The sequence below is a fragment of the Streptomyces sp. NPDC051173 genome (genome assembly GCF_040689515.1).
In the GTDB taxonomy this organism is placed as follows: domain Bacteria; phylum Actinomycetota; class Actinomycetes; order Streptomycetales; family Streptomycetaceae; genus Streptomyces.
Genome location: NZ_JBFBBD010000031.1, coordinates 41,379 through 65,166 on the forward strand (window position 1 = coordinate 41,379; position 23,788 = coordinate 65,166).

Consider the following 23,788-nt stretch of genomic DNA (forward strand, 5'->3'; position numbering starts at 1 on the left):
TCAGGCAGCGACGATGTTCTCGGCCTGCAGGCCCTTCTGGCCCTGCGTGACGTCGAAGGAAACCTTCTGACCCTCGAGCAGCTCACGGAAGCCGTTGGAGGCGATGTTCGAGTAGTGGGCGAAGACGTCGGGGCCGCCGCCGTCCTGCTCGATGAAGCCGAAGCCCTTTTCCGAGTTGAACCACTTCACGGTGCCAGTAGCCATGTCTATCTCCTTGTGAATGGGATGGGCCCCACACCGGAATAGACCGGCAAAAACAAAAATGCGCCTTCGGCTACATAACCGTCAGGCGCACACGAGTTCATGGGTACCACAACTGCAACTTCCGTCGACCATAGCACACGGGGGGCGGCCCCCGTAACCCCCGTCTTTCCCGCCCGCCGTCCACCGGCCCCCGGGACCCGACCCCGGATCGCCCGCGTCGCCCCGGCTACAGCTCGACGCCCTGGGCGCGGGCGTGCCGGTCCGCCGCCACCTCGGCCTCCGCCTCGTCGAGATAGACCTCGCAGACGAGCCTGCCGTCCGCCGTCATGTTGTGTTCCAGCTCCCACAGGCTCAGCTCGCCGCCGCCCTCCAGCAGGAAGGCGTGCTCGTAGAAGCGGCACCAGGTGGCGTCCCGGCCGGTGCCCCGCCTGCGCGGCTTGGTGATCAGCGCGATGTGGTGGCCGAGCGCCTCCTGGAGGAGCTCGCGCACGACCTCGCCGGGCCCGTCCTCGTTCTCCGCGCGGCGCAGCAGCCGCCGGGCGTGGTCGGGCGAGGCGTCGGAGACGTACTCCCGGCGGGGCTGGGTGGGGCCCATGGCGAGCAGCAGCTCCTCCGCGAGCCAGGCCGGCAGCTCCTCGGCCTCGCTGCCGGGGCCGATGCCGCCGCCGATCCGCTCGTGGACCCGGCGCTCGGCCTGGTCGAGGGCGTCCTCGTGGGCGTAGAGCTCGTAGAGGAACCGCTCGTCGGGCCCGGTGTCGTGCTCCAGCTCGTACAGCAGCAGGCTGCTGCCGTCGGTGAGCAGGAAGATGTGCCGGTAGGTGTTGCACCGCAGCGGCCGCGCGTCGTCGTTGCGCTGGCGGTACGAGCGGAGCTCGGCCTGGTGCATCAGCGCGGTGCGCAGCCGCGCGAGCACTGCCTCGTCGATCTCGAAGCCGTTCTGCGCCCGGTCCAGCAGCCGCTCCACGTGCTCGGCGGGGGTGAGCTCGGCGCCCGCGCCCCCGCCGCGCCCTTCGTGCCCCCTGACCTCCGCGCGCTCCGTGCCCTTGCCGCCGCTCCCGCTCCCGCTCTCACCCGCTCGCGAGTTCTCCATGCCGCTCGACCTCCCGACCTCGGCCACACCCCACCCCGCGCACTTACCGTAGCGGCGCGAACACGGCATCGGGGCCGGGTTCGGGCGAACTGGTCGGGTCACCCGACCGGACCCCGCACCCGGCGCACCGCGCCCTACGCGCCTGGCGTCCCCGGCATGGACACCCCTCCGCGCTCGCCGTGCTCACCGGGGCCGGTCCCGGCTCCGGTGCCGCTTGCGTCCGGTTGTTCGCACAGCACGGCCGCCCCTTGCTGCTCCTGGGCAGACGGTTCGAACGGCTGAAGGCGCTCGGCCCGCCGCGGACGCTGTACAAGGCGGTGGACGTCACCGACCGTGCCGCCTTCACCCCGGCGGTCCGGGAGGCGGAGGACGCGTACGGGCCCACGGACGTGCTCGTCAACCACGCCGGGGTGATGCTCACCGGCGATCCGGTGACGCGAGACCCCGCCGAGCGGGACCGGATGACGGTGATCGCCCCGGGCGACGCGGCCACGGAGCCCGGCTCACACATCACGGGTCCCGAAGTGAAGGAGTCGCGCCAGGCCGCGGAGACCGCTCCGGAACGCGTACTCACCGCGGACGACGACGCCGAGGCCATTCGTTATGCGTGCCGCCGGCCGCGGAATGTCCGCGTCCGCGAGATCGTGCCGGCGGACACCGGCCGGCCGGTCTGAGCGCACGTCAGCCGGGCCGCCCGAGAACGCCGAAACCCCCGCCGACCAGGTCGGTGGGGGTTTCGATACCAGTGGAACTGGTAGGCCGTGTGGGACTCGAACCCACAACCAATGGATTAAAAGTCCACTGCTCTGCCAATTGAGCTAACGGCCCGCACCCGCAGCATAGCCCGGCCGACGGCGTTATCCCGAGTCGTTATGGCCGACTCATCGGCCGGGGCCGCGAACGCGGCGGGGCCCGTACGGCACCGAAGTGCCGTACGGGCCCCAATTCACCTGCGCTGATCAGCCGTTGCGCTTCCAGCGCGGCTTGTCGTCACGGCGGCCGAAGGAGGAACCGGCGCCGCCACCGCGGTGGTCGTCACGACGGCCGGCCGGACGGTCGCCACCGGAGCGGTAACCACCGGTGGAGGGGCGGTCGTCGCGGCGGTCGCGGTTGAACGGACGGTCGCCGCCACCGGAGCGGAAGCCACCGCCGGAGGACGGACGCTCGTCACGGCGGAAACCACCGGAGGACGGGCGGTCGTCGCGACGGAAGCCACCACCGGAGGACGGGCGGTCATCGCGACGGTCGTCACGACGGAAGCCACCGGAGGGACGGTCGTCACGGCGGAAACCGCCACCGGAGCGGTCGTCACGACGGTCGCCACCGGAGCGGAAGCCACCGCCGGAGGCCGGACGCTCGTCACGGCGGAAACCGCCGGAGGACGGACGGTCATCGCGACGGAAACCACCGGAGGGGCGGTCGTCACGGCGGAAGCCACCACCGGAGGACGGGCGGTCATCGCGACGGTCGTCACGACGGAAACCACCGGAGGGACGGTCGTCACGGCGGAAACCGCCACCGGAGCGGTCGTCACGACGGTCGCCACCGGAGCGGAAGCCACCCGACGGACGGTCGTCGCGACGGAAGCCACCGGAGCGGTCGTCGCGGCGGTCGTCACGGCGGAAACCACCGGAACGCTCGTCACGGCGGTCGTCGCGGCGCTCGAAGTTGCCACGGTCGTCACGGCGCTCCTGCGCCGGAGCGGTCTGGGCGGGGGCGGCGGCCACGGCGGCCTCCTCCTCGGCCTTGACCTCGGCGGCGGCGGCCTCGGCAGCGGCGGCCACGGCCGCCTCCGGGTCCTCGCCGCGCTCGCGGGCGGCGCGCGCCAGGAGGCGGTCGGCCTCCTCGCGGAACTCGGTGGCGCGGCGCTGGACGCGCTCCAGCTGGCGGGTGAGGTCCTGGACCTCACGCTCGGCCTGCTTGGCGGAGTTGGCGGCCGAGTCGGCCTGGACCTCGGTCAGCGAACGGGCGCCGGTGATCTTGGCGACGTCCTCGTCGAAGGCACCGCTGTTGCCGACGATGTGGCGCGAGGCGTCGACGCCCGCGTCCTCCATCAGGCGGAAGATCTGCTTGCGCTGGTGCGGCAGGGCCAGGGAGACGACCGTGCCGGACTGGCCCGCGCGGGCCGTACGGCCGGAGCGGTGCAGGTAGTCCTTGTGGTCACCGGCCGGGTCGACGTTCAGGACCAGGTCGATGCCGTCGACGTGGATACCGCGGGCGGCGACGTCGGTGGCGACGAGGACGTTGACGTAACCGCCCTTGAAGTCCTCCAGCACCCGGGTGCGGGCGCCCTGCGTCATGCCGCCGTGCAGCGCGTCGGCGCGGACACCGGCGTCGAGCAGCTGCTCGGCGACGCGGTCGGCGCCCAGCTGGGTGCGGACGAAGATGATGGTGCGGCCCTTGCGGGCGGCGATGGCGGCCGTGACCGGCGCCTTGTCCTTCGGCTTCACGACGAGGACGTGGTGGGTCATGGTGGTGACGGCGCCCTGGGCGGCGTCGACCTCGTGCGTGACCGGGTTGACCAGGTAGCGCTTGACGAGGGTGTCGATCTCGTTCTCCAGCGTGGCGGAGAACAGCAGGCGCTGGCCGCCGGCCGGCACCTGGTCGAGGATCTCGGTGACCTCGGGCAGGAAGCCCATGTCGGCCATCTGGTCGGCCTCGTCGAGGACGGTGACCTGGACCTTGTCGAGCGTGGCGGCACCGCGGTTGAGGATGTCGCGCAGACGGCCCGGGGTGGCGACGAGGATGTCGACGCCGCGCTCCAGGGCGTAGATCTGGTTGCCCATCGACGTACCGCCGCAGACGACCTTCATCTTGAGGCCGAGCACGTCACCGTACGGCTGGAGGGCGTCCGCGACCTGCATCGCGAGCTCGCGGGTCGGGGTGAGGATCAGGCCGCGGGGGCGCTTCTTCTCGGTGTGGCCGCCGGCCAGCGTGGACAGCAGCGGCAGACCGAAGGAGAGGGTCTTGCCGGAGCCGGTGCGGCCACGGCCGAGGATGTCCTTGCCGGCCAGGGCGTCCGGGATGGTCGCGGCCTGGATCGGGAACGGGGTGGTGACACCGTTCTGCGCGAGCTTGCGGACGATCGCGTCGTCCAGGCCGAGGTCGCCGAAGGTGATCGTCGGCTCGGCCGGCTCGGCGGCCTCCTCGACCACGGTCGCGTCGGCGTCGACGGTCACGTCGGCGTTCTCGAGAGCCTCGGTGACGACGATCTCGTCGCCCTCGGGCATGACGGTGTTCTCAGTGGAAATAGACATGCGAAATGCGAAACCTTCCGGAGTTTCGGCACGCGCCCAAGCTCCGTGTCGGCTTCACAAATGACCGCCTCGATGCGGTCAGCCACGGCAAGGTAAGGAACGCGCCACACGGCGCGCTTCTGTCAGGCGCCGGGCAAATGGGATCAAACGATCTACCACCATACGCACCCACCACCCCTGTGCGCAAGCCGCCCCCGAATGACCTAGGCCCAATACCGGCGACATAGGCGCGGGCTCAACCGCCTGACCTGCGGAAATGCTGTCTTTCGGCGATCCCCGGCAGCCGCGAAGTCACCGGTGTCGGGCCTAGGCCACAGGCCCGGCCTGTGGCCCGGGCTGGGGTGCGGGCGGCGGCGAGGAGACGGGTGGCGAGCTCGCCGGGGTCTGGGGCGCGGAGCTGCTCGGTGGCTGCGGGGAGGTCTGCGTGGGCGGTGGCGTCCTGCCCTGCGTGGGGCCCGTGCCGGAGGCCGGCGGCTTGGGCCTGGCCCCCGGCTTGCCCGGCTTGGCGGGCCCCGGCGACTCCTCGGCCTGGTCGTCGGAGGGCGAGGCGGAGGGCGCACCGGCGGAGGCGCCCTTGGCCGAGGGGCTGCCGCTCGCGCCCCGCGCGGCCTTCGCGTCCGTACGGCCGGGCCGGCTGCCCGGCATCCGCACCCCGCCGTCCGGCTCCGGCCGCGCGTCGCGCTGCTTGCCCGAGCCCGACGACGGAGCGGGCTGCTCCGGGTCGCTCACGCTCATGCACCCCCCGAGGGCCAGGGCGGCGACGGCCACGGCCGCGATCCGGGTGGCGGCTGTCTGAGCGGAGGAGGGAGGCATGGAGGGGACCGCCTTAGGAGTGCGTGGGACAGGCGCCCTGCCCAACTGGCCCCGCACCGCGCAGGACACGCGCGGCACGCCGCCGCCCGCTCACTCCCGCCCCGGGCGCACCGCCGGGCACACCACCGGCCTCCCAGGGCTCACCCGTAACCCAGCGCGTGCAGCCGCGCGTCGTCGATGCCGAAGTGGTGGGCCACCTCGTGAACCACCGTCACTTCCGTCTCGTGCACGGCCTCTTCCCGCGTGGCACACATCCGGAGCGTCGGGCCGCGGTAGACGGTGATGCGGTCGGGCAGGACGCCCGCGTACCACTCGCCGCGCTCGGTCAGCGGCGTCCCCTCGTAGAGACCGAGCAGCTCCGGGTCGTCCGCCGGGGGCTCGTCCTCCACGAACACCGCGACGTTGTCCATCAGCCGCGTCAGCTCCGGCGGGATCCGGTCCAGCGCCTCGGCGACCAGTTCCTCGAACTCCTCGCGCGTCATCTCCAGCACGCTCGCCATTGTCCGCCACGCGCGCGCTTCGCGCCGTGGTCCGGCGTGGCCCAGGGGGCCTCGGGGACGCCGCGAGGGACGGTCGGCAAACCGTTTTGGCGTTATCTCCTTCCATCCCATATGCTTCTCACGTCCCCGAGGCGCTGCGAAGCGCCCAGGTGGGCCATCAGCCCTCATCGTCTAGTGGCCCAGGACGCCGCCCTTTCAAGGCGGTAGCACGGGTTCGAATCCCGTTGGGGGCACGCTTGATCATGTGCGAGACTAGTGCTCGCACATAGCAAGGTCCTGTGGAGCAGTTTGGAGTGCTCGCCACCCTGTCAAGGTGGAGGCCGCGGGTTCAAATCCCGTCAGGACCGCTGCGATTCCTCGTGGATCGCGTGGCTGGGTAGCTCAGTTGGTACGAGCGTCCGCCTGAAAAGCGGAAGGTCGCCGGTTCGACCCCGGCCCCAGCCACGGTGAGCCCCCCATCTTCGGATGGGGGGCTCAGTGTTTTTTTCCGGGCTTGCCCGGAGTCCCCTTTCTCGGCTTTTCTCGGCTTTTCTCGGCTGCGGCCGGTTCACCGCCTTCCGCCTGCGGCGGGCGGGCTCGGTTGTACGGCCCCCGGTCAGCGCGCGGGTCCGTTGCGCCTGCGGCGAGCGTCCTCAAACGCCGGACGGGCTGGATTTCACAGCGACCCGGTGGGCACGTGCGGCGCCGGACGGGCTGGTTGTGCCGCGCGTGATCATCTACCTGCGGCACCTGAAGCCCGCCCGGCAATTGAGGGCAGGCGGCGCAGCCACGTCCGCCGGAGCGACGGCCCGCGGACTGGCCACAGCGGTCCGCACGATCCAGCCCGCCGACACCTGAGCGCACTCGGCGCAGGCCGCGTCCGGGAACAGCCCCCGCAGGCCGGCACCCACCGTCCGTACAACCGAGCCCGGCCGGCGGCTGAGGACACCGCCGCGCAGCCACGTCCGGGAACCACGGGCCGGCAGCCACCATCCGTACGACCCAGCCCGTCCGGCGCCTGAGGACCCCACGGCTCAGCCGCGTCCGGGAGCCACGGTCCGCACGATCCAGCCCGCCGGCGCTTGAGGACACCGCCGCGCAGCGGTGGTGCGGGCGCAGAGACGGCCCGCGGACGGCAGACGGCGCGCGCCCAGGAAAACCCGTCTCCCCCAGCGGGAAGCGAAATGGTTAGCCGCTTCGCGGCGGCGGTGCGATCCTGGGGTTCGTATGTCTACGCAGCCTGCCTCCGCCACCGCCGACCTCGCCGCGCGCCTGTCCGAGCTCTCCCTGCGCGACGCGCAGCGGCTCGGCCGCAGGCTGGAAGGCGCCCGCCGGATCCGTAAGCCCGAGGCCCGCTCGGCCGTGCACGCCGAGATCGCGGCCGAGATCGACCAGGCCGAAGGGAGGATCGCGCGCCGGCGCGCCGCCGTGCCCGCGGTCACCTACCCCGATCAGCTGCCGGTCAGCCAGAAGAAGGACGACATCCTCGCGGCGATCCGCGACCACCAGGTCGTGATCGTCGCGGGCGAGACCGGCTCCGGCAAGACCACCCAGATCCCCAAGATCTGCCTTGAGCTCGGCCGTGGTGTCCGGGGCCTCATCGGCCACACCCAGCCGCGCCGGATCGCCGCCCGCACGGTCGCGGAGCGGGTCGCCGAGGAGCTGCGGACGCCGCTGGGCGAGGCGGTCGGCTGGAAGGTCCGCTTCACCGACCAGGTCGGCGGCGACACCCTCGTCAAGCTGATGACGGACGGCATCCTGCTCGCCGAGATCCAGACGGACCGCGAGCTGCGCCAGTACGACACGATCATCATCGACGAGGCGCACGAGCGCAGCCTCAACATCGACTTCATCCTCGGCTACCTCGCCCAGCTGCTGCCGCGCCGCCCCGACCTCAAGGTCGTCATCACCTCGGCGACCATCGACCCGGAGCGCTTCTCCCGGCATTTCGGCGACGCCCCGATCATCGAGGTCAGCGGCCGCACGTATCCGGTGGAGGTGCGCTACCGGCCGCTGCTGGAGGAAGACTCCACGGACGCCGACCGCGATCAGATCACCGCGATCTGCGACGCGGTGGACGAGCTCCAGCGGGAGGGCGACGGGGACATACTCGTCTTCCTCTCCGGCGAGCGGGAGATCCGCGACACGGCGGACGCGCTGGAGAAGAAGAAGCTGACCCGCGCCGGAGGCGCTCAAGGGCAGAGCACGGAGATCCTCCCGCTGTACGCGCGGCTGTCGCACGCGGAGCAGCACCGGGTCTTCCAGCGCCACTCGGGCCGCCGTGTCGTCCTCGCGACGAACGTCGCCGAGACGTCACTGACCGTGCCGGGCATCCGCTATGTGATCGACCCCGGGTTCGCCCGCATCTCGCGCTACAGCCACCGCACCAAGGTCCAGCGGCTGCCGATCGAGCCGGTCTCGCAGGCCAGTGCCAATCAGCGCAAGGGCCGCTGCGGGCGTACGAGCGACGGCATCTGTATCCGGCTGTACTCGGAGGACGACTTCCTCTCCCGGCCGGAGTTCACGGACGCCGAGATCCTCCGTACGAACCTCGCCTCCGTCATCCTCCAGATGACCGCTGCCGGGCTCGGGGACATCGAGCGGTTCCCCTTCATCGACCCGCCGGACCGCCGCAACATCAAGGACGGCGTCGACCTGCTCCACGAGCTGGGGGCGCTCGATCCGAAGGAGAAGGACCACAAGAAGCGGCTGACACCGCTCGGCCGCAAGCTCTCGCAGCTGCCGGTGGACCCGCGGCTGGCCCGCATGGTGCTGGAGGCCGACCGCAACGGCTGCGTCCGCGAGGTCATGGTGATCGCGTCCGCGCTGTCGATCCAGGACCCCCGGGAGCGGCCCTCGGAGAAGCAGCAGCAGGCCGATCAGCAGCACGCGCGGTTCAAGGACGAGACGAGCGACTTCCTCGCCTTCCTCAATCTGTGGCGCTATGTGCGCGAGCAGCAGAAGGCCCTGTCGTCGTCGGCCTTCCGGCGCATGTGCAAGTCGGAGTTCCTGAACTACCTGCGGATACGCGAATGGCAGGACATCTACTCCCAGCTGCGGACGGTCGCCAAGCAGATGGGCGTGCACCTCGCGGAGGAGGACGCGCCGGAGGACCGCGTACACCAGTCGCTGCTGGCCGGGCTGCTGTCGCACGTCGGCCTGAAGGACACCGAGAAGAACGAATACCTCGGTGCACGCAGCGCGAAGTTCGCGATCTTCCCGGGCTCGGCGCTCTTCAAGAAGCAGCCGCGCTGGATCATGTCGGCGGCGCTGGTGGAGACCTCGCGGCTGTGGGCGCGGGTCAACGCCAAGGTGGAGCCGGAGTGGATCGAGCCGCTCGCCGAGCACCTGGTGAAGCGCAACTACAGCGAGCCGCACTGGGAACAGAAGCAGGCCGCCGTCATGGCGTACGAGCGGGTCACGCTCTACGGCGTGCCGATCGTGGCGCAGCGGAAGGTCAATTACGGGCGCATCGACCCGGAGACGAGCCGTGAGCTCTTCATCCGCAACGCCCTGGTGGAGGGCGACTGGCGCACGCACCACCAGTTCTTCCTCGACAACCGCAAGCTGCTCGGCGAGGTCGAGGAGCTGGAGCACCGTGCCCGCCGCCGCGACATCCTGGTGGACGACGAGACGCTCTTCGACTTCTACGACCAGCGGCTGCCCGAACACGTCGTCTCGGGCGCCCACTTCGACTCCTGGTGGAAGCACAAGCGCCGGGACGAGCCGGAGTTGCTCAATTTCGAGCACTCCATGCTCATCAACGAGAACGCCGAGGCGGTCACCAAGGACGACTATCCGGACTCCTGGCGACAGGGCCGGCTGAAGTTCCGGGTGACCTATCAGTTCGAGCCGGGCGCGGACGCGGACGGCGTGACGGTCCACATCCCGCTCCAGGTGCTCAACCAGGTCTCGGCCGAGGGCTTCGACTGGCAGATCCCGGGGCTGCGCGAGGACCTGGTCACCGAGCTGATCCGCTCGCTGCCCAAGCCGATCCGGCGGAACTACGTCCCGGCGCCGAACTACGCCAAGGCGTTCCTGGACCGCGCGGTGCCCCTCCAGGAGCCGCTGACCACGACGCTGACGCGCGAGCTCCAGCGGATGGTGGGCGTGCGGATGGAGGCGGAGGACTTCGATCTCGGCAAGGTCCCGGACCACCTGAAGATCACTTTCCGGATCGTCGACGAGCGCAAGCGGAAGATCGCGGAGGACAAGGACCTGGAGGCGCTGCGGATCCGGCTCAAGCCGAAGACGCAGGCCGCGATCACCAAGGCGTTCGAGAAGGCCGCCGAGGCCCCGGGCGAGGACGGCGCGGCGCGCGCGCCGGAGCAGCGCTCGGGGATCACCCGGTGGACCGTCGGGACGCTCCAGCGCACCTTCGAGACGCGCCGGGCCGGGCAGCCGGTCAAGGCGTACCCCGCGCTGGTGGACGAGGGCAGCTCGGTGGCGGTGCGGCTCTTCGACACCGAGGCGGAGCAGCAGGAGGCCATGTGGCGGGGCACCCGCCGCCTCATCCTGCTCAACCTCCCCTCCAATCCGGCGAAATTCGCCCAGGACAAGCTCAGCAACCAGCAGAAGCTCGCCCTGTCGCGGAATCCGCACGGCTCCATCCCGGCCCTCTTCGAGGACTGCGTGGCCGGCGCCGCGGACAAGCTGATCGCGCTGCGCGGCGGCCCGGCCTGGGACGAGGAGTCCTTCCGGAAGCTCTTCGACGCGGTGCGGGCCGACATTGTCGACGCGACGCTGGACACGATCCGCAAGGTGCAGGAGGTGCTGGCGGCCTGGCAGGCGTGCGAGCGGCGGCTGAAGGCGACGACGTCGCTCGTGCTCGTGCCGTCCCTCACGGATGTCAAGGAGCAGCTGGCGGCGCTGGTCAAGCCGGGCTTCGTGACCGAGCACGGCGTGCGCAGGCTGCCGGACCTGCTGCGCTATCTGGTGGCGGCCGACCGCCGGCTGACGCAGATGCCCACCAACGCGGAGCGGGACCGCGCGCGGCTGGCGAAGGTCAAGGACATGCAGGACGAGTACGCCTGGCTGCTGGAGCAGTTCCCCAAGGGGAGGCCGGTGCCGCGGGAGGCGCGGGAGGTGCGCTGGATGATCGAGGAGCTGCGGGTCAGCTATTTCGCCCACGCGCTCGGCACGGCGTATCCGGTCTCGGACAAGCGGATCGTGAAGGCCATCGATCAGCTGGCTCCGTAGTGCGTGCGGGACGGTCCGGGAGCGCTCCCGGACCGTCCTTCGCGCTCCGCCGGAGACCGGGTTCGACCACACCCCCTGACCTGCTGTAGAGTCTGTCTCGCAGCACCGCGAGAGCGGGAAAGCACAAGGTCCTGTGGAGCAGTTTGGAGTGCTCGCCACCCTGTCAAGGTGGAGGCCGCGGGTTCAAATCCCGTCAGGACCGCAGTAGAGTCGGAGCCCGTATCCTCACTGGATGCGGGCTCCGCTGTTTGTGCGGCAGCTCTCGCGCCGGGGCCAAGTCCCTTCGGCGCCACGCCGGTCGAAGCCCGGGTCCCGCCCTTGAGGATCCGGGCCCTTTTGCACCCGACTTCGCATCCGACCTTGACTCGGACACGTGCCAGGGGTACCCAGGCAGTGGAGGTGCTGCGCTCCATGACGACGACCACCCGGACCGAGCCGAAGCGGACCGAGAGCATCCGGCACGAGACGAGGGCGCTGCTGCGCGCCCATCTGGCGGCCGCCTCGGGGTATCGCCACCTGACGCGGCACTGCGCCGTGTGCCACCGCCTCCTGCGGCTCGCCCAGGAGGCGGCCGGGCCGGGCCGGGGGGACACCGGGGCCGGCCAGGACATAGGCCCCGCCGACGAGTGACCAACGACGGCCGCACCGGGGGCAGTCGGATGCGAGGCTTGAGGCAGCACCTGGACCTCCGGTCCACTACCGCAGCAGCACGGTGAGTGACAAGCGCGTCGCACTGTGACGGGAGTCACCGAAAGACTTTCCGTAGTGACGGAACTTACCCCTCGCCTACAACGGGTCAATTTAATATGTGCAATTGCACCTCACCCGAAAGGGTCCGGCCGGCAACCGGAGTCCGCTCCGTGCCTCGTGCGAGGAGCACGGGAGGCCGGGCGGGAAGCCCTCGGGGAGAGCCCGTGACCGGATACAAAAAAGATCGCGCTGGACCCGGCGGAGTCCAGCGCGATCGACGACTCGCCCAAGTCGGTGGGCAAGGAACCTGTTGGGGCAGGTCCCCCTGTCGTGTGAAGCTCTGTGATGCGTTGTGGGCGTCGGACCGGGTTGGGGGCCCCGGAAAACGCCCGGCAGTGCGCTATACGGTTGTTCAGGCCTCGCTGCGCTGCTGCGGAATGCCCGCCAGCAGTGCGCGGACCTCCGCTTCGCGGTAGCGGCGGTGTCCTCCGAGCGTGCGGATGGACGTGAGCTTGCCTGCCTTGGCCCAGCGGGTCACGGTCTTCGGGTCCACGCGGAACATCGTGGCAACCTCAGCCGGGGTCAGCAGCGGCTCGGCATCAGGGGTGCGAGCGGTCATGAGCGGCCTCCTCGGGAGAACCGGACTTGGAGTCGGTTCTTTCCTCTAAATTCTGCACCTTGACCCACGTTGCCCGAAATGGCGGACGCGGGCCGAGTCGGTTATAGGACGAACGGCTTGTCCTCGGCACTACAACTACACCATCTGTCCAGCCACGTCGGCCAAACCGATGGAATTGCCCTCTCAGGTGTTCAACCTCGACGGAAGCCGATGGACCATGCCATAGCGGACAGTCACGCCACCGTGACGATCAGTCACAGCGGGATCAGGGGTCACCAGACCCGCCAAGGAGTGCAATACCGATCTATCCGCCCTTAGTTGGACGGAAGGAGCCCTTCCCGGACTCCTTGTCCTATTTTGCCACGAGGGTGGGTGATGGGCGCAAGACCTGACGTAAGTGCGTTAGGTCACGGTTGCCGCAATGGCCCGGATCGGGACCTAGGTCCCCCGCACCCGCCTCAGGAGCCCCGGCCTTCCCTCAAGCCCCGGTATGGGACTTCAGTTCGCATACTGACGGTTCCGCACGGCGCTCCAACGCTCCGTCAGCCGTTCGTACGCCTCGCCCGCCCGGGCCCCGTCCCCCTCGCGCAGCGCCGCCAGCCCCTCCGCGGTGTCGCCGGCCGAGTGGTCCTCCGCGAGATCGGCCTCGGGCACCATGTGCACCAGCCCTCCGTAGTCCAGCTCCACCAGGGAGCGCGGGTGGAACTCCTCCAGCCAGCGCCCCACGTCCACCAGGCCGTCGATCAGCGGGCCCTCGTCGATCGCGTCCTTCAGCGTCCGCAGGCCGCGCGCCACGCGCCGTCTGGCCTCCACCATGGGCGTGCGGTAGCGCAGGACGAGCCCGTCCCGGCCCGGGTCGCAGCCCTTGCCGTACTCCCGCTCCTCGTCGGCGAAGAGGACGAACCAGCGCAGCGGCACCTGCCAGGTCGCGGTACGGATCCACGGCCGGGCGTCGGGGTTGCGCTCCTGCCAGCGCTCGTAGTCCGCCTCCGCCTGGCGGCGCACCACGGGCGGCAGCGCCGCGTCCAGGACCGGCGCGGGCAGGCTCTCGGCCAGCTCCTCCAGCGCCAGCCAGCCGCGCAGCCGGGTGCGCCAGGGGCAGACGCACAGGACGCCGTCCTGGAAGGCGACGAACGCGTCGCCGCTCTCGTGCACCGGCACCGGCATGGGGGGCGTGGGCAGCAGATCGGCGAGCGACCTGCGGAGTTCGTCCTGGACGCCCGGGAGCGACTCGCGGCGGGCGTAGCGCGCCCAGTGGCCGCGTTCCGGTTCCGGGAAGGCGCCCAGGGGCTCGTAGACCCGCAGATACGCCGCGTACGGGACGGTCACCGACGACGCCAAGCCCACACCCGCTCCCTCGAACCGCCCGGACTCCCCGGGGAGTTGCCCAGCCCTCCCCCTTGCTGTCCAGATCGTCCCATGGCGTCGCACCCCGGGAGAGTGATCCTCGGCACCGGACCCGTCCCGCGGCCCCACAGGTCTTACCCTCGTCCCAACCGGCCCTCCACCACCCCCGGAGGGCGACCTCCGCGACATATGGAGTCACCACAGTGACTGACGTACGTCCCACCGATGACGTTGACGGCGTGCTGCACACCTTGTTCCGATCGGACCAGGGCGGCCATGAGCAAGTCATGCTCTGCCAGGACCGCGAGACCGGCCTCAGGGCCGTGATCGCCCTTCACTCCACCGCCCTGGGCCCGGCCCTCGGCGGCACCCGCTTCTATCCGTACGCCTCCGACGAGGCGGCGGTGCGGGACGCGCTCAACCTCGCCCGCGGCATGTCGTACAAGAACGCACTGGCCGGGCTCGACCACGGCGGCGGGAAGGCCGTGATCATAGGTGACCCCGAAACGGTCAAGAGCGAGCAATTGCTGCTTGCCTACGGTCGGTTCGTGGCGTCTCTGGGCGGCCGCTATGTCACCGCGTGCGATGTCGGCACGTACGTGCAGGACATGGACGTCATCGCCCGCGAGTGCCGCTGGACCACCGGCCGCTCCCCCGAGAACGGCGGCGCGGGCGACTCCTCCGTGCTCACCGCCTACGGCGTCTTCCAGGGCATGCGCGCCGCCGCGCAGACCCAGTGGGGCGAGCCGACGCTGCGCGGCCGCCGGGTCGGCGTCGCCGGTGTCGGCAAGGTGGGGCACCACCTCGTGGAGCACCTGATCGAGGACGGCGCCGAGGTCGTCGTCACCGACGTACGCGCCGAGGCCGTCGAGCGGATCACCGCCCGGCACCCGCAGGTCACCTCCGTCGCCACCGCCGACGTCCTGGTCCGCAGCCCCCTCGACGTCTACGCCCCCTGCGCCCTCGGCGGCGCGCTCAACGACGAGACCGTGGCCGCCCTGACCGCCACCGTGGTCTGCGGCGCGGCCAACAACCAGCTCGCCCACCCGGGCGTCGAGAAGGATCTCGCCGACCGCGGCATCCTCTACGCCCCGGACTATGTGGTGAACGCCGGCGGCGTGATCCAGGTGGCCGATGAGCTGCACGGCTTCGACTTCGACCGGGCGAAGGCCAAGGCGACCGAGATCTTCGCCACGACGCTGGCCATATTCGAGCGCGCCAAGGCGGACGGCATCCCGCCCGCCGCCGCGGCCGACCGGCTCGCCGAGCAGCGCATGGCGGAGGCCCGCACCGCCGCCCCTGTCGGGACCCGCTGATTACCAGCCGGTAGCCACGGGCCGTCGCGGCCCGTGGCCCGGCCGTACGCTCGGTGCCCGCACAGCGGTCGGAGGGTTGCCACAGGGACCGCCCCGGGAGCCGCGAGGGAGAGATCCCTCACCACCCATCGGCGGGTCGGCGCACAAGACACGTTAAAATCGCAGCTGACCAGCGGGGACGGGGCTCCCCACGGGTTGTGCGACGTGGCACGTCATGCGGGCGACGTACCGTATGGCCGCGGAAGCAGGTACCGTTGAAGCCCTACAGGCCGGACACCTCACCGAGGGTCCGCTCTGACTCATGAACGTGAACGCGTGTCAAGACTCTGGGGCCGTCGAGCCCCGTCACTGAGGGGGTCGAGCCATGGGGCGCGGCCGGGCCAAGGCCAAGCAGACAAAGGTCGCCCGCCAGCTGAAGTACAACAGCGGCGGGACCGATCTCTCACGTCTGGCCAATGAGCTGGGCGCATCGCCGACGACGAAGCAGCCGCCGAACAGCGAGCCGCTCGACAAGGACGATGAGCTGGACGACGATCCGTACGCACAGTATGCGGATCGTTACAACCACGAGGACGAGGACGAGCAATCGCCCGACCACTCCTCGACATACCGTCGCCGCGCTTGACGCCGTAACTCCCACCGACCCGGTCCGGGGCCTGCCCTCGGACCGGGTTCTGTGCTGCCCGGCGCCGGTTTCCGCGGCCCCGCACGGGCATGGACCCACCGGCCCCGGAGCGCCTTGCGGCTCCGGGACCCGCGGGTCCGCGTGTGTCAGCTGCCGTACTCACCGGTCAGGGCCACGGCCTCGGTGTGGTCCCCACGCTCGGTGATCTCGCCGGCGACCCAGGACTCCACTCCCCGGTCGGCGAAGGTCGCGAGCGCGACGTCCACGGACTCCTGCGGCACGACCGCGATCATGCCGACGCCCATGTTGAGCGTCTTCTCCAGCTCCGGGCGCTCGACCCCGCCCAGCCGGCCGACCAGGTCGAAGACCGCGCCGGGCGCCCAGGTCGAGCGGTCGACGGTGGCGTGCAGCCCGGCCGGGATCACCCGGGCCAGGTTGTTGGCGAGCCCGCCGCCGGTGATGTGCGAGAAGGCGTGCACCTCGGCCGTGCGGGTGAGGGCGAGGCAGTCGAGCGAATAGATCTTGGTGGGCTCCAGCAGCTCCTCGCCGAGGGTGCGGCCGAACTCCGGAACCTCGCGGTCCAGCTCCCAGCCCGCCCGGTCGAACAGCACATGGCGGACCAGCGAGTACCCGTTCGAGTGAAGTCCGGACGAAGCCATCGCGATGACGGCGTCACCCGTACGGATGCGATCCGCGCCCAGCACCCGGTCGGCCTCGACCACACCGGTGCCCGCGCCGGCCACGTCGAAGTCGTCCGCGGCGAGCAGCCCGGGGTGCTCGGCGGTCTCGCCGCCGACCAGCGCGCAGCCCGCGAGGACACAGCCCTCCGCGATGCCCTTGACGATCGCGGCGACCCGCTCCGGATAGACCTTGCCGACGCAGATGTAGTCGGTCATGAACAGCGGCTCGGCGCCGCAGACCACCAGGTCGTCCACGACCATGCCGACCAGGTCGTGGCCGATGGTGTCGTAGACCCCCATCCGGCGGGCGATGTCGACCTTCGTGCCGACGCCGTCGGTCGCGGAGGCGAGCAGCGGACGCTCGTACCGCTTCAGCGCGCTCGCGTCGAAGAGCCCGGCGAAGCCGCCGAGGCCACCGACGACCTCCGGACGGGTGGCCTTCTTCACCCACTTCTTCATGAGCTCGACGGCGAGATCGCCGGCTTCGATGTCGACGCCCGCGCTTGCGTAGCTGGCACCAGTGCCCGGCTGCGGAGCAGCCCCAAAAGATTCAGCAGACATGCGTTGAGATCTTTCGTGTCGTTCGGTACTACGGGGGCGTTACGGGCGGCGGAGCGCGTCGGCGGCGTCCGTGCCGCCGGCCAGCTCGGTCTCCAGCAGCTGCTTGCCGAGAAGCTCGGGGTCGGGCAGCGGCATGGGGTATTCGCCGTCGAAGCAGGCGCGGCACAGATCCGGCTTGGCGATGGTGGTCGCCTCGATCATGCCGTCGAGGGAGATGTACGCGAGGGAGTCCGCGCCGAGCGACTTGCCGATCTCCTCGACCGTCATGCCGTTGGCGATCAGCTCGGCGCGGGTCGCGAAGTCGATGCCGAAGAAGCAGGGCCACTTCACCGGCGGCGAGGAGATCCGCACGTGCACCTCGGCCGCGCCCGCCTCGCGGAGCATCCGCACCAGGGCGCGCTGGGTGTTGCCGCGGACGATCGAGTCGTCGACGACCACCAGGCGCTTGCCCCGGATGACCTCCTTGAGGGGGTTGAGCTTGAGCCGGATGCCGAGCTGGCGGATGGTCTGGCTCGGCTGGATGAAGGTCCGGCCGACGTAGGAGTTCTTCACCAGACCGGTGCCGTACGGAATGCCGCTGGCCTCGGCGTAACCGACGGCGGCCGGCGTGCCGGACTCCGGAGTCGGTATCACCAGGTCGGCCTCGACGGGGGCCTCGGCGGCGAGCCTGCGGCCCATCTCCACGCGGGAGAGATAGACGTTGCGGCCCGCGATGTCGGTGTCGGGGCGCGCGAGATAGACGTACTCGAAGACGCAGCCCTTGGGCCTCGCCTCCGCGAAGCGGGAGCTCCGCAGGCCGTTCTCGTCGATGGCGACCAGCTCGCCGGGCTCCACCTCGCGGACGAAGGTGGCACCGCAGATGTCGAGGGCCGCGGTCTCGGAGGCCACCACCCAGCCGCGCTCCAGGCGGCCGAGGACCAGCGGGCGGATGCCCTGCGGGTCACGGGCGGCGTAGAGGGTGTGCTCGTTCATGAAGACGAGGCAGAAGGCGCCCTGGACGTCCGGGAGGACCTTGGTGGCCGCTTCCTCGATCGTCAGCGGCTTGCCGTCCGCGTCCGTCTGGCCCGCGAGCAGGGCCGTGACCAGGTCGGTGTCGTTGGTCGCGGCGACCTGGGTGGCCCGGCCGTTCTCCTTGGGGAGGGCGGCGACCATCTCGGCGAGCTGGGCGGTGTTGACCAGATTGCCGTTGTGGCCGAGCGCGATCGAGCCGTTGGCGGTCGCGCGGAACGTCGGCTGCGCGTTCTCCCACACCGAGGCTCCGGTGGTGGAGTAGCGGGCGTGACCGACCGCGATATGGCCCTGGAGGGAGCCGAGAGAGGTCTCGTCGAAGACCTGGGAGACAAGTCCCATGTCCTTGAAGACCAGGATCTGGGAGCCGTTGCTCACTGCGATGCCCGCGGACTCCTGTCCGCGGTGCTGCAGGGCGTACAGCCCGAAATAGGTGAGCTTGGCGACCTCTTCACCCGGAGCCCAGACACCGAAGACGCCGCAAGCGTCCTGGGGGCCCTTCTCGCCGGGGAGCAGGTCGTGGTTGAGTCGTCCATCACCACGAGGCACACCTCGAGTCTATGGCAGGTGCGAGGTTCATCCGAACCGGGGACGACCAGGGATGGCTCACACCACGGACAGCCACCCGGCGCGTACAGCGCATCACCTTTTCCGCTCAGGTGAGTTACCGCCCGGCCTCGCTCGGATGAGCACTCATGTGAGCAACGGCAATTGGGCGGCGAGATCGGCGCGTTCACCGCTCGCGGAGACCGTGGCGGCGTCGAGGGCGGTGGCCCAGTCCGTACGGCCGGTGGCGAGCCGGATCCAGGTGAGGGGGTCGGTCTCGACGACGTTGGGCGGCGTGCCGCGGGTGTGCCGGGGGCCCTCCACGCACTGCACGACCGCGAACGGCGGTACGCGGACCTCCACGGAGCCGCCGGGCGCCTTGACGGCCAGTGTGTCCGCCAGCAGGCGGGTGACGGCGGCCAGTGCCTGCCGGTCGTACGGGATCTCGACGCCGAGCGCGGCGGCCAGGTCGTCGCTGTGCACGACGAGTTCGACGCACCGGGTGACCAGGAGGTCGTCGAGCCGCATCACACCGAGACGGCCCCGCAGGAGGCGCTCCGCGGGCACGCCGGAGGTCAGTTCGGCGAAACGGTCCGCCACGTGGGCGAGGAGCGCCACGGGGTCCTCGGAGGCGGCCGCTTCGTGCACAGAGGTGTCGACCTGGGCCGCGTAGCCGGCAGTGGCGAACGGCCACTCGGCGAGCGTGATCTCCCGCGCCGGGGGCGCGGGTTGCCCGAGCGCGTCACCGACGGAGCGGACGCCCAGGGCGATATGGGTGACGAGCTCCCGTACGGTCCAGTCGCCGAGCCGCGTGGGCAGCGCGAACCGGCCGTCGTCGAGGGCCTCGACGACGGCACGCACGTTGCCGATCTGTGCGAGGACGGCCGTGCGCGTCCTGGCGAAGTCGTAGGTCCGGGCACGCTTGCGCTGGGCGGTGGGCATGGGGAGATCTTTCCCCGCCCACCGCTTTCCCACAACCGGGCTCGCCCGGACCGGGTCCGCGGGCGCCGGGCGGGCCGGAGTGTCCGGCCCTCCCGGCGCCCGTCGGCTAGGCCAGCAACGCCGGGATGGTCGCCTCGTGCGCCGCGCGCAGTTCGGTGAGCGGGAGCTCGAAGTGGCCCTGGATGTCGATCACTTCGCCGTCCACCACACCGATGCGGGCGGCCGGGAGGCCGCGCGCGCCGCACATGTCGCTGAAGCGGAGCTCCTCGCTGCGCGGGACGGCGACGACCGCGCGGCCCGCCGACTCCGAGAACAGGAACACGAAGGGGTCCAGTCCGTCGGGGACGACGATCCGCGCGCCCTTGCCGCCGCGCAGGCAGGACTCGGCGAGGGCCTGGATCAGGCCGCCGTCGGAGAGGTCGTGCGCCGCGTCGACCATGCCGTCGCGCGAGGCGGCGATCAGGATCTCGGCGAGCAGCCGCTCGCGCTCCAGGTCCACGGCCGGCGGCAGCCCGCCGAGGTGGTCGTGGACGACCTGCGACCAGGCCGAACCGCCCAGCTCCTCCTTGGTGTCACCCAGGAGGTAGAGCAGGTGGCCCTCCTGCGAGAAGGCCATCGGCGTACGGCGGTTGACGTCGTCGATCACACCGAGCACCGCGACCACGGGGGTCGGGTGGATGGCCGTCTCGCCCGTCTGGTTGTAGAGCGAGACGTTGCCGCCGGTGACGGGCGTGCCCAGGGTCAGGCAGCCGTCCGCCAGACCACGGGTGGCCTCGGCGAACTGCCACATGACGGCCGGGTCCTCGGGCGAACCGAAGTTCAGGCAGTCCGAGATCGCGAGCGGGCGGGCGCCGGTGGCGGCGACGTTGCGGTACGACTCGGCGAGCGCGAGCTGCGCTCCCGTGTACGGGTCGAGCTTGGTGTAGCGGCCGTTGCCGTCGGTCGCGATCGCGACGCCGAGGCCGGTGGCCTCGTCGATGCGGACCATGCCGGAGTCCTCGGGCTGGGAGAGGACCGTGTTGCCCTGCACGAAGCGGTCGTACTGACCGGTGATCCAGGACTTCGACGCCTGGTTCGGCGAGGAGACCACCTTGAGGACCTGCTCGCGCAGCTCGCCGGCGGTCGCCGGGCGGGCCAGCTTGTTCGCGTCGTCGGCCTGGAGGGCGTCCTGCCACTCCGGTCGCGCGTACGGCCGCTCGTAGACCGGCCCCTCGTGCGCGACCGTGCGCGGCGGCACGTCCACGATCTGCTCGCCGTGCCAGAAGATCTCCAGCCGTTCGCCGTCGGTCACTTCACCGATGACGGTGGCGATGACGTCCCACTTCTCGCAGATCTCCATGAAGCGGGCGACCTTGCCGGGCTCCACGACGGCGCACATGCGCTCCTGCGACTCGCTCATGAGGATCTCCTCGGGCGAGAGGGAGGAGTCGCGCAGCGGCACGGTGTCCAGCTCGACGCGCATGCCGCCCGAGCCGGCGCTGGCCAGCTCGCTCGTGGCGCAGGACAGACCGGCGCCGCCGAGGTCCTGGATGCCGTCGACCAGGTGCTCGCGGAAGATCTCCAGGGTGCACTCGATGAGGAGCTTCTCCTGGAAGGGGTCGCCGACCTGGACGGCGGGGCGCTTGGCGGGCTTGCCCGCGGCGTCGAACGTCTCGGAGGCCAGCACGGAGACGCCGCCGATGCCGTCGCCGCCCGTGCGGGCGCCGTAGAGGATGACCTTGTTGCCCGCGCCGGACGCCTTGGCCAGATGGATGTCCTCGTGCTTCATCACGCCCACGCAGAGGGCGTTGACCAGCGGGTTGCCCTGGTAACAGGCGTCGAAGACGACCTCGCCGCCGATGTTGGGCAGGCCCAGGCAGTTGCCGTAGCCGCCGATGCCCGCGACGACGCCCGGCAGGACGCGCTTGGTGTCGGGGTGGTCGGCGGCACCGAAGCGCAGCGGGTCCATGACCGCGACCGGGCGGGCGCCCATGGCGAGGATGTCGCGGACGATGCCGCCGATGCCGGTGGCCGCGCCCTGGTAGGGCTCGATGTACGAGGGGTGGTTGTGCGACTCGACCTTGAAGGTGACCGCGTAGCCCTGGCCGACGTCGACGACACCGGCGTTCTCGCCGATGCCGACGAGCATGGCGTCGCTCTCCGGGGCCTTCTCGCCGAACTGCCTCAGGTGGACCTTGCTGCTCTTGTAGGAGCAGTGCTCGGACCACATCACGCTGTACATCGCCAGCTCGGCGCCGGTGGGCCGGCGGCCGAGGATCTCGCGGATGCGGGCGTACTCGTCCGGCTTGAGCCCGAGCTCGGCCCACGGCTGGGCGTCGTCCGGGGTCTCGCCGGCGTACTTGACGGTGTCGAGGCTCATGTGGTGACCAGCTTCTTGAGGATCGACGTGAAGAATCCGAGCCCGTCCGTGCGGCCGGTGCCGATGAGCGGCTCCACCGCGTGCTCGGGGTGCGGCATCAGACCCACGACGTTGCCCGCGGCGTTGGTGATGCCGGCGATGTCGCGCAGCGAGCCGTTGGGGTTGCCGTCGAGGTAACGGAAGGCGACCCGGCCCTCCGCCTCCAGCTCGTCGAGGGTGCGCTCGTCGGCCACGTAGCGGCCGTCGATGTTCTTCAGCGGGACGGAGATCTCCTGGCCCGCCTCGTAGTCGGACGTCCAGGCCGTCTCCGCGTTCTCCACCCGCAGCTTCTGGTCGCGGCAGATGAAGTGCAGGTGGTTGTTGCGCAGCATCGCGCCGGGCAGCAGGTGGGACTCGGTGAGGACCTGGAAGCCGTTGCAGATACCGAGGACCGGCAGGCCCTCCCGGGCGCCCTCGACGACCTTCTCCATGACGGGCGAGAAGCGGGAAATGGCACCCGCGCGCAGATAGTCGCCGTAGGAGAAGCCGCCGGGCAGGATCACGGCATCGACCTGTTTGAGGTCTTTGTCGCGATGCCACAGCGATACGGGTTCGAGCCCGGCGATACGGACGGCGCGCTGGGTGTCGCGGTCGTCCAGAGTGCCGGGGAAGGTGATGACTCCTACACGGGCAGTCATCGGGCTTCTCCGTCGACCTTCACGGTGAAGTCCTCGATCACGGTGTTGGCGAGAAACGTTTCCGCCATCTCGTGGATGCGGGCGAGGGCGGCGTCATCGACCGGACCCTCCACCTCGAGTTCAAAGCGCTTGCCCTGACGGACGTCGGCGATCCCCGCAAAACCCAGGCGTGGCAGCGCGCGCTGCACCGCCTGCCCCTGCGGGTCGAGGATCTCCGGCTTGAGCATGACGTCGACTACGACGCGTGCCACTGGCACTCCCGGTGTGTGGTGCGTGAGCTGAAGCGGTGGTGCCAGAGTACAGTCCCAAAAAATCTACGCGCATAGATATGGCGGCCGTCCTGTCACGTTTACGCATCGACACAGGAAGAATCCGGGGAAAATCGCGGAAAAAATGTACGGTCCTGATTGCCGGGGCCACGCCGACCGAATTAAGTGGGCTTCCATTTTCAATGGCCTTCGTTGTACAAATGAATAATCATTGATCCGGAACAACCGGAACCCTCGCGTCACCGCAGAACGACGGGGTGACGCCCGCTGAAAGGACCGATATTCGTGGCACAGCGCGTAGTGGTCACGCTCTCCGATGACATCGACGGCGGGGAAGCCGCGGAGACGGTCTCCTTCGGCCTCGACGGCAAGTCGTACGAGATCGACCTCAACACTGCCAATGCGAAGAAACTGCGCACCGCCCTCGCGCGGTACGTGGACGCCGGCCGCAAGCAGTCCCGCTCCGGCAAGGTCTACCGCCGCACCTCCGTGGCGCCCGACCCCTCCGCGGTGCGCGCCTGGGCCCGCTCCCACGGCATGGACGTACCGCCGCGCGGCCGCATCCCCAAGCGGGTCTACGAGGCCTTCAACGCCGCCGACTGACCGAGTTGCCAAGCACCCCTGTTGATCAGCTAGAGTCTGGATCACGCCGAGGGGAACGGACGGGAAACCGCCGGGACTTCGGGGTCACGCGGGTGTAGCTCAGTAGTAGAGCGCCCTCTTTCCAAGGGGGAGGCGCAGTGTGCGATTCCTGTCACCCGCTCTGATCGTTCCGACGGTCGTTCCACTTCCGTGGACCGGCCGCTCGTGACGACTCATGCGGGTGTAGCTCAGTAGTAGAGCGCCCCCTTTCCAAGGGGGAGGCGCAGTGTGCGATTCCTGTCACCCGCTCTCATCACGTACCGACCACTCCTGTGGTTCCGGTACAGTGGTGTTCGCACCGCCCGGTGAGAGCCGGTCGGCAGCATGCGGACGTAGCTCAGTTGGTAGAGCACCACCTTGCCAAGGTGGATGTCGCGAGTTCGAGTCTCGTCGTCCGCTCAGTGAACGAAGGCCCTGGTTATGACAACCAGGGCCTTCGTCGTATCCATGTGTGTCTGTTCCATG

Annotated in this window: 19 protein-coding genes and 8 tRNA genes; 13 read left to right on the top strand and 14 right to left on the bottom strand. The window is 70.2% G+C overall.

The window, feature by feature from the left end; translation table 11 throughout:
* Together AB0435_RS18215 and AB0435_RS18220 are read right to left on the bottom strand one after the other, a co-directional pair.
* Complete coding sequence (locus tag AB0435_RS18215) at nt 1-204, bottom strand: cold-shock protein (protein ID WP_366006462.1); 204 nt, start codon at nt 202-204, stop codon at nt 1-3.
* A 226-nt stretch (nt 205-430) separates the two neighbouring features.
* A complete protein-coding gene (locus AB0435_RS18220) occupies nt 431-1,294 on the bottom strand; it encodes a DUF6227 family protein (protein ID WP_366006461.1) in 864 nt (287 codons plus the stop codon).
* A 179-nt stretch (nt 1,295-1,473) separates the two neighbouring features.
* Between AB0435_RS18220 and AB0435_RS18225 the strand changes: the two genes are divergently transcribed.
* Nucleotides 1,474-1,968: an SDR family NAD(P)-dependent oxidoreductase gene (locus AB0435_RS18225; protein WP_366427414.1), complete on the top strand. Its 495-nt coding sequence runs from the start codon at nt 1,474-1,476 to the stop codon at nt 1,966-1,968.
* 78 nt (nt 1,969-2,046) lie between these two features.
* On the opposite strand, the gene AB0435_RS18230 is transcribed toward AB0435_RS18225, so the two are convergent.
* The 4 genes from AB0435_RS18230 to AB0435_RS18245 form a co-directional block, all read right to left on the bottom strand.
* A tRNA-Lys gene (locus AB0435_RS18230) sits at nt 2,047-2,122 on the bottom strand.
* A gap of 131 nt (nt 2,123-2,253) precedes the next feature.
* A complete protein-coding gene (locus AB0435_RS18235) occupies nt 2,254-4,551 on the bottom strand; it encodes a DEAD/DEAH box helicase (RefSeq protein ID WP_366427415.1) in 2,298 nt (765 codons plus the stop codon).
* 306 nt (nt 4,552-4,857) lie between these two features.
* Nucleotides 4,858-5,364, bottom strand: coding sequence for a hypothetical protein (locus AB0435_RS18240; protein ID WP_366006458.1), 507 nt, complete (start codon nt 5,362-5,364; stop codon nt 4,858-4,860).
* A 140-nt stretch (nt 5,365-5,504) separates the two neighbouring features.
* Nucleotides 5,505-5,855: a metallopeptidase family protein gene (locus tag AB0435_RS18245; RefSeq protein WP_229332333.1), complete on the bottom strand. Its 351-nt coding sequence runs from the start codon at nt 5,853-5,855 to the stop codon at nt 5,505-5,507.
* A gap of 169 nt (nt 5,856-6,024) precedes the next feature.
* Here AB0435_RS18245 and AB0435_RS18250 point away from each other — a divergent pair.
* The 6 genes from AB0435_RS18250 to AB0435_RS18275 all read left to right on the top strand — a co-directional run bounded on the left by AB0435_RS18250 (nt 6,025) and on the right by AB0435_RS18275 (nt 11,672).
* Nucleotides 6,025-6,097, top strand: a tRNA-Glu gene (locus AB0435_RS18250).
* Nucleotides 6,098-6,136: 39 nt separating this feature from the next.
* Nucleotides 6,137-6,211, top strand: a tRNA-Asp gene (locus AB0435_RS18255).
* 23 nt (nt 6,212-6,234) lie between these two features.
* Nucleotides 6,235-6,308 (top strand) — tRNA-Phe (locus tag AB0435_RS18260).
* Nucleotides 6,309-7,070: 762 nt separating this feature from the next.
* Nucleotides 7,071-11,042, top strand: coding sequence for an ATP-dependent RNA helicase HrpA (hrpA, locus tag AB0435_RS18265; RefSeq protein WP_366427416.1), 3,972 nt, complete (start codon nt 7,071-7,073; stop codon nt 11,040-11,042).
* Nucleotides 11,043-11,169: 127 nt separating this feature from the next.
* Nucleotides 11,170-11,244: transfer RNA gene (locus AB0435_RS18270), tRNA-Asp, on the top strand.
* Nucleotides 11,245-11,453: 209 nt separating this feature from the next.
* Nucleotides 11,454-11,672, top strand: coding sequence for a DUF6274 family protein (locus AB0435_RS18275; protein ID WP_366006456.1), 219 nt, complete (start codon nt 11,454-11,456; stop codon nt 11,670-11,672).
* Nucleotides 11,673-12,144: 472 nt separating this feature from the next.
* Here the strand turns inward: AB0435_RS18275 and bldC are convergent, their stop codons facing one another.
* Both bldC and AB0435_RS18285 read right to left on the bottom strand, forming a co-directional pair.
* Complete coding sequence (bldC, locus tag AB0435_RS18280) at nt 12,145-12,351, bottom strand: developmental transcriptional regulator BldC (protein WP_003949541.1); 207 nt, start codon at nt 12,349-12,351, stop codon at nt 12,145-12,147.
* Between the two features lie 498 nt (nt 12,352-12,849).
* Nucleotides 12,850-13,698, bottom strand: coding sequence for a hypothetical protein (locus tag AB0435_RS18285; protein ID WP_366006455.1), 849 nt, complete (start codon nt 13,696-13,698; stop codon nt 12,850-12,852).
* Nucleotides 13,699-13,901: 203 nt separating this feature from the next.
* Between AB0435_RS18285 and AB0435_RS18290 the strand changes: the two genes are divergently transcribed.
* Entirely contained in the window at nt 13,902-15,014 is a 1,113-nt protein-coding gene (locus AB0435_RS18290; RefSeq protein WP_366427417.1) for a Glu/Leu/Phe/Val dehydrogenase dimerization domain-containing protein, read from the top strand.
* Between the two features lie 364 nt (nt 15,015-15,378).
* Nucleotides 15,379-15,639, top strand: a complete 261-nt coding sequence (locus AB0435_RS18295) for a DUF3073 domain-containing protein (protein WP_366006453.1) — start codon at nt 15,379-15,381, stop codon at nt 15,637-15,639.
* Nucleotides 15,640-15,785: 146 nt separating this feature from the next.
* Here AB0435_RS18295 and purM read toward each other — a convergent pair whose 3' ends face one another.
* From purM to purS, 6 genes are all read right to left on the bottom strand, one after another.
* Complete coding sequence (gene purM, locus AB0435_RS18300) at nt 15,786-16,880, bottom strand: phosphoribosylformylglycinamidine cyclo-ligase (RefSeq protein ID WP_366006452.1); 1,095 nt, start codon at nt 16,878-16,880, stop codon at nt 15,786-15,788.
* Between the two features lie 39 nt (nt 16,881-16,919).
* On the bottom strand, nt 16,920-18,437 hold the full coding sequence (gene purF / locus AB0435_RS18305; RefSeq protein ID WP_366006451.1) for an amidophosphoribosyltransferase: 1,518 nt from the start codon (nt 18,435-18,437) through the stop codon (nt 16,920-16,922).
* Nucleotides 18,438-18,581: 144 nt separating this feature from the next.
* Nucleotides 18,582-19,376: a sterol carrier family protein gene (locus tag AB0435_RS18310; protein WP_366427418.1), complete on the bottom strand. Its 795-nt coding sequence runs from the start codon at nt 19,374-19,376 to the stop codon at nt 18,582-18,584.
* Between the two features lie 106 nt (nt 19,377-19,482).
* Entirely contained in the window at nt 19,483-21,735 is a 2,253-nt protein-coding gene (purL, locus tag AB0435_RS18315; RefSeq protein ID WP_366006449.1) for a phosphoribosylformylglycinamidine synthase subunit PurL, read from the bottom strand.
* Nucleotides 21,732-22,412, bottom strand: coding sequence for a phosphoribosylformylglycinamidine synthase subunit PurQ (purQ, locus tag AB0435_RS18320; protein ID WP_366006448.1), 681 nt, complete (start codon nt 22,410-22,412; stop codon nt 21,732-21,734). Before purQ ends, purL begins: the two co-directional genes overlap by 4 nt.
* Nucleotides 22,409-22,663: a phosphoribosylformylglycinamidine synthase subunit PurS gene (gene purS, locus AB0435_RS18325; protein WP_116212697.1), complete on the bottom strand. Its 255-nt coding sequence runs from the start codon at nt 22,661-22,663 to the stop codon at nt 22,409-22,411. The genes purQ and purS overlap by 4 nt, the downstream gene beginning before the upstream one ends.
* A gap of 303 nt (nt 22,664-22,966) precedes the next feature.
* On the opposite strand from purS, the gene AB0435_RS18330 reads away from it, so the two are divergent.
* The 4 genes from AB0435_RS18330 to AB0435_RS18345 all read left to right on the top strand — a co-directional run bounded on the left by AB0435_RS18330 (nt 22,967) and on the right by AB0435_RS18345 (nt 23,722).
* Nucleotides 22,967-23,284: an Lsr2 family protein gene (locus AB0435_RS18330; RefSeq protein ID WP_366006447.1), complete on the top strand. Its 318-nt coding sequence runs from the start codon at nt 22,967-22,969 to the stop codon at nt 23,282-23,284.
* An 88-nt stretch (nt 23,285-23,372) separates the two neighbouring features.
* Nucleotides 23,373-23,444, top strand: a tRNA-Gly gene (locus AB0435_RS18335).
* A gap of 56 nt (nt 23,445-23,500) precedes the next feature.
* Nucleotides 23,501-23,572, top strand: a tRNA-Gly gene (locus AB0435_RS18340).
* Nucleotides 23,573-23,649: 77 nt separating this feature from the next.
* Nucleotides 23,650-23,722 (top strand) — tRNA-Gly (locus tag AB0435_RS18345).
* The last annotated feature ends 66 nt before the right edge of the window (nt 23,723-23,788 follow it).

Coding starts and splice junctions, on each gene's coding strand:
- AB0435_RS18215 (WP_366006462.1), bottom strand. CDS start 204: ATGGCTACTGGCACCGTGAAGTGGTTCAACTCGGAAAAGGGCTTCGGC.
- AB0435_RS18220 (WP_366006461.1), bottom strand. CDS start 1,294: ATGGAGAACTCGCGAGCGGGTGAGAGCGGGAGCGGGAGCGGCGGCAAG.
- AB0435_RS18235 (WP_366427415.1), bottom strand. CDS start 4,551: ATGTCTATTTCCACTGAGAACACCGTCATGCCCGAGGGCGACGAGATC.
- AB0435_RS18240 (WP_366006458.1), bottom strand. CDS start 5,364: ATGCCTCCCTCCTCCGCTCAGACAGCCGCCACCCGGATCGCGGCCGTG.
- hrpA (WP_366427416.1), top strand. CDS start 7,071: ATGTCTACGCAGCCTGCCTCCGCCACCGCCGACCTCGCCGCGCGCCTG.
- AB0435_RS18275 (WP_366006456.1), top strand. CDS start 11,454: ATGACGACGACCACCCGGACCGAGCCGAAGCGGACCGAGAGCATCCGG.
- bldC (WP_003949541.1), bottom strand. CDS start 12,351: ATGACCGCTCGCACCCCTGATGCCGAGCCGCTGCTGACCCCGGCTGAG.
- AB0435_RS18295 (WP_366006453.1), top strand. CDS start 15,379: ATGGGGCGCGGCCGGGCCAAGGCCAAGCAGACAAAGGTCGCCCGCCAG.
- purM (WP_366006452.1), bottom strand. CDS start 16,880: ATGTCTGCTGAATCTTTTGGGGCTGCTCCGCAGCCGGGCACTGGTGCC.
- AB0435_RS18310 (WP_366427418.1), bottom strand. CDS start 19,376: ATGCCCACCGCCCAGCGCAAGCGTGCCCGGACCTACGACTTCGCCAGG.
- purL (WP_366006449.1), bottom strand. CDS start 21,735: ATGAGCCTCGACACCGTCAAGTACGCCGGCGAGACCCCGGACGACGCC.
- purQ (WP_366006448.1), bottom strand. CDS start 22,412: ATGACTGCCCGTGTAGGAGTCATCACCTTCCCCGGCACTCTGGACGAC.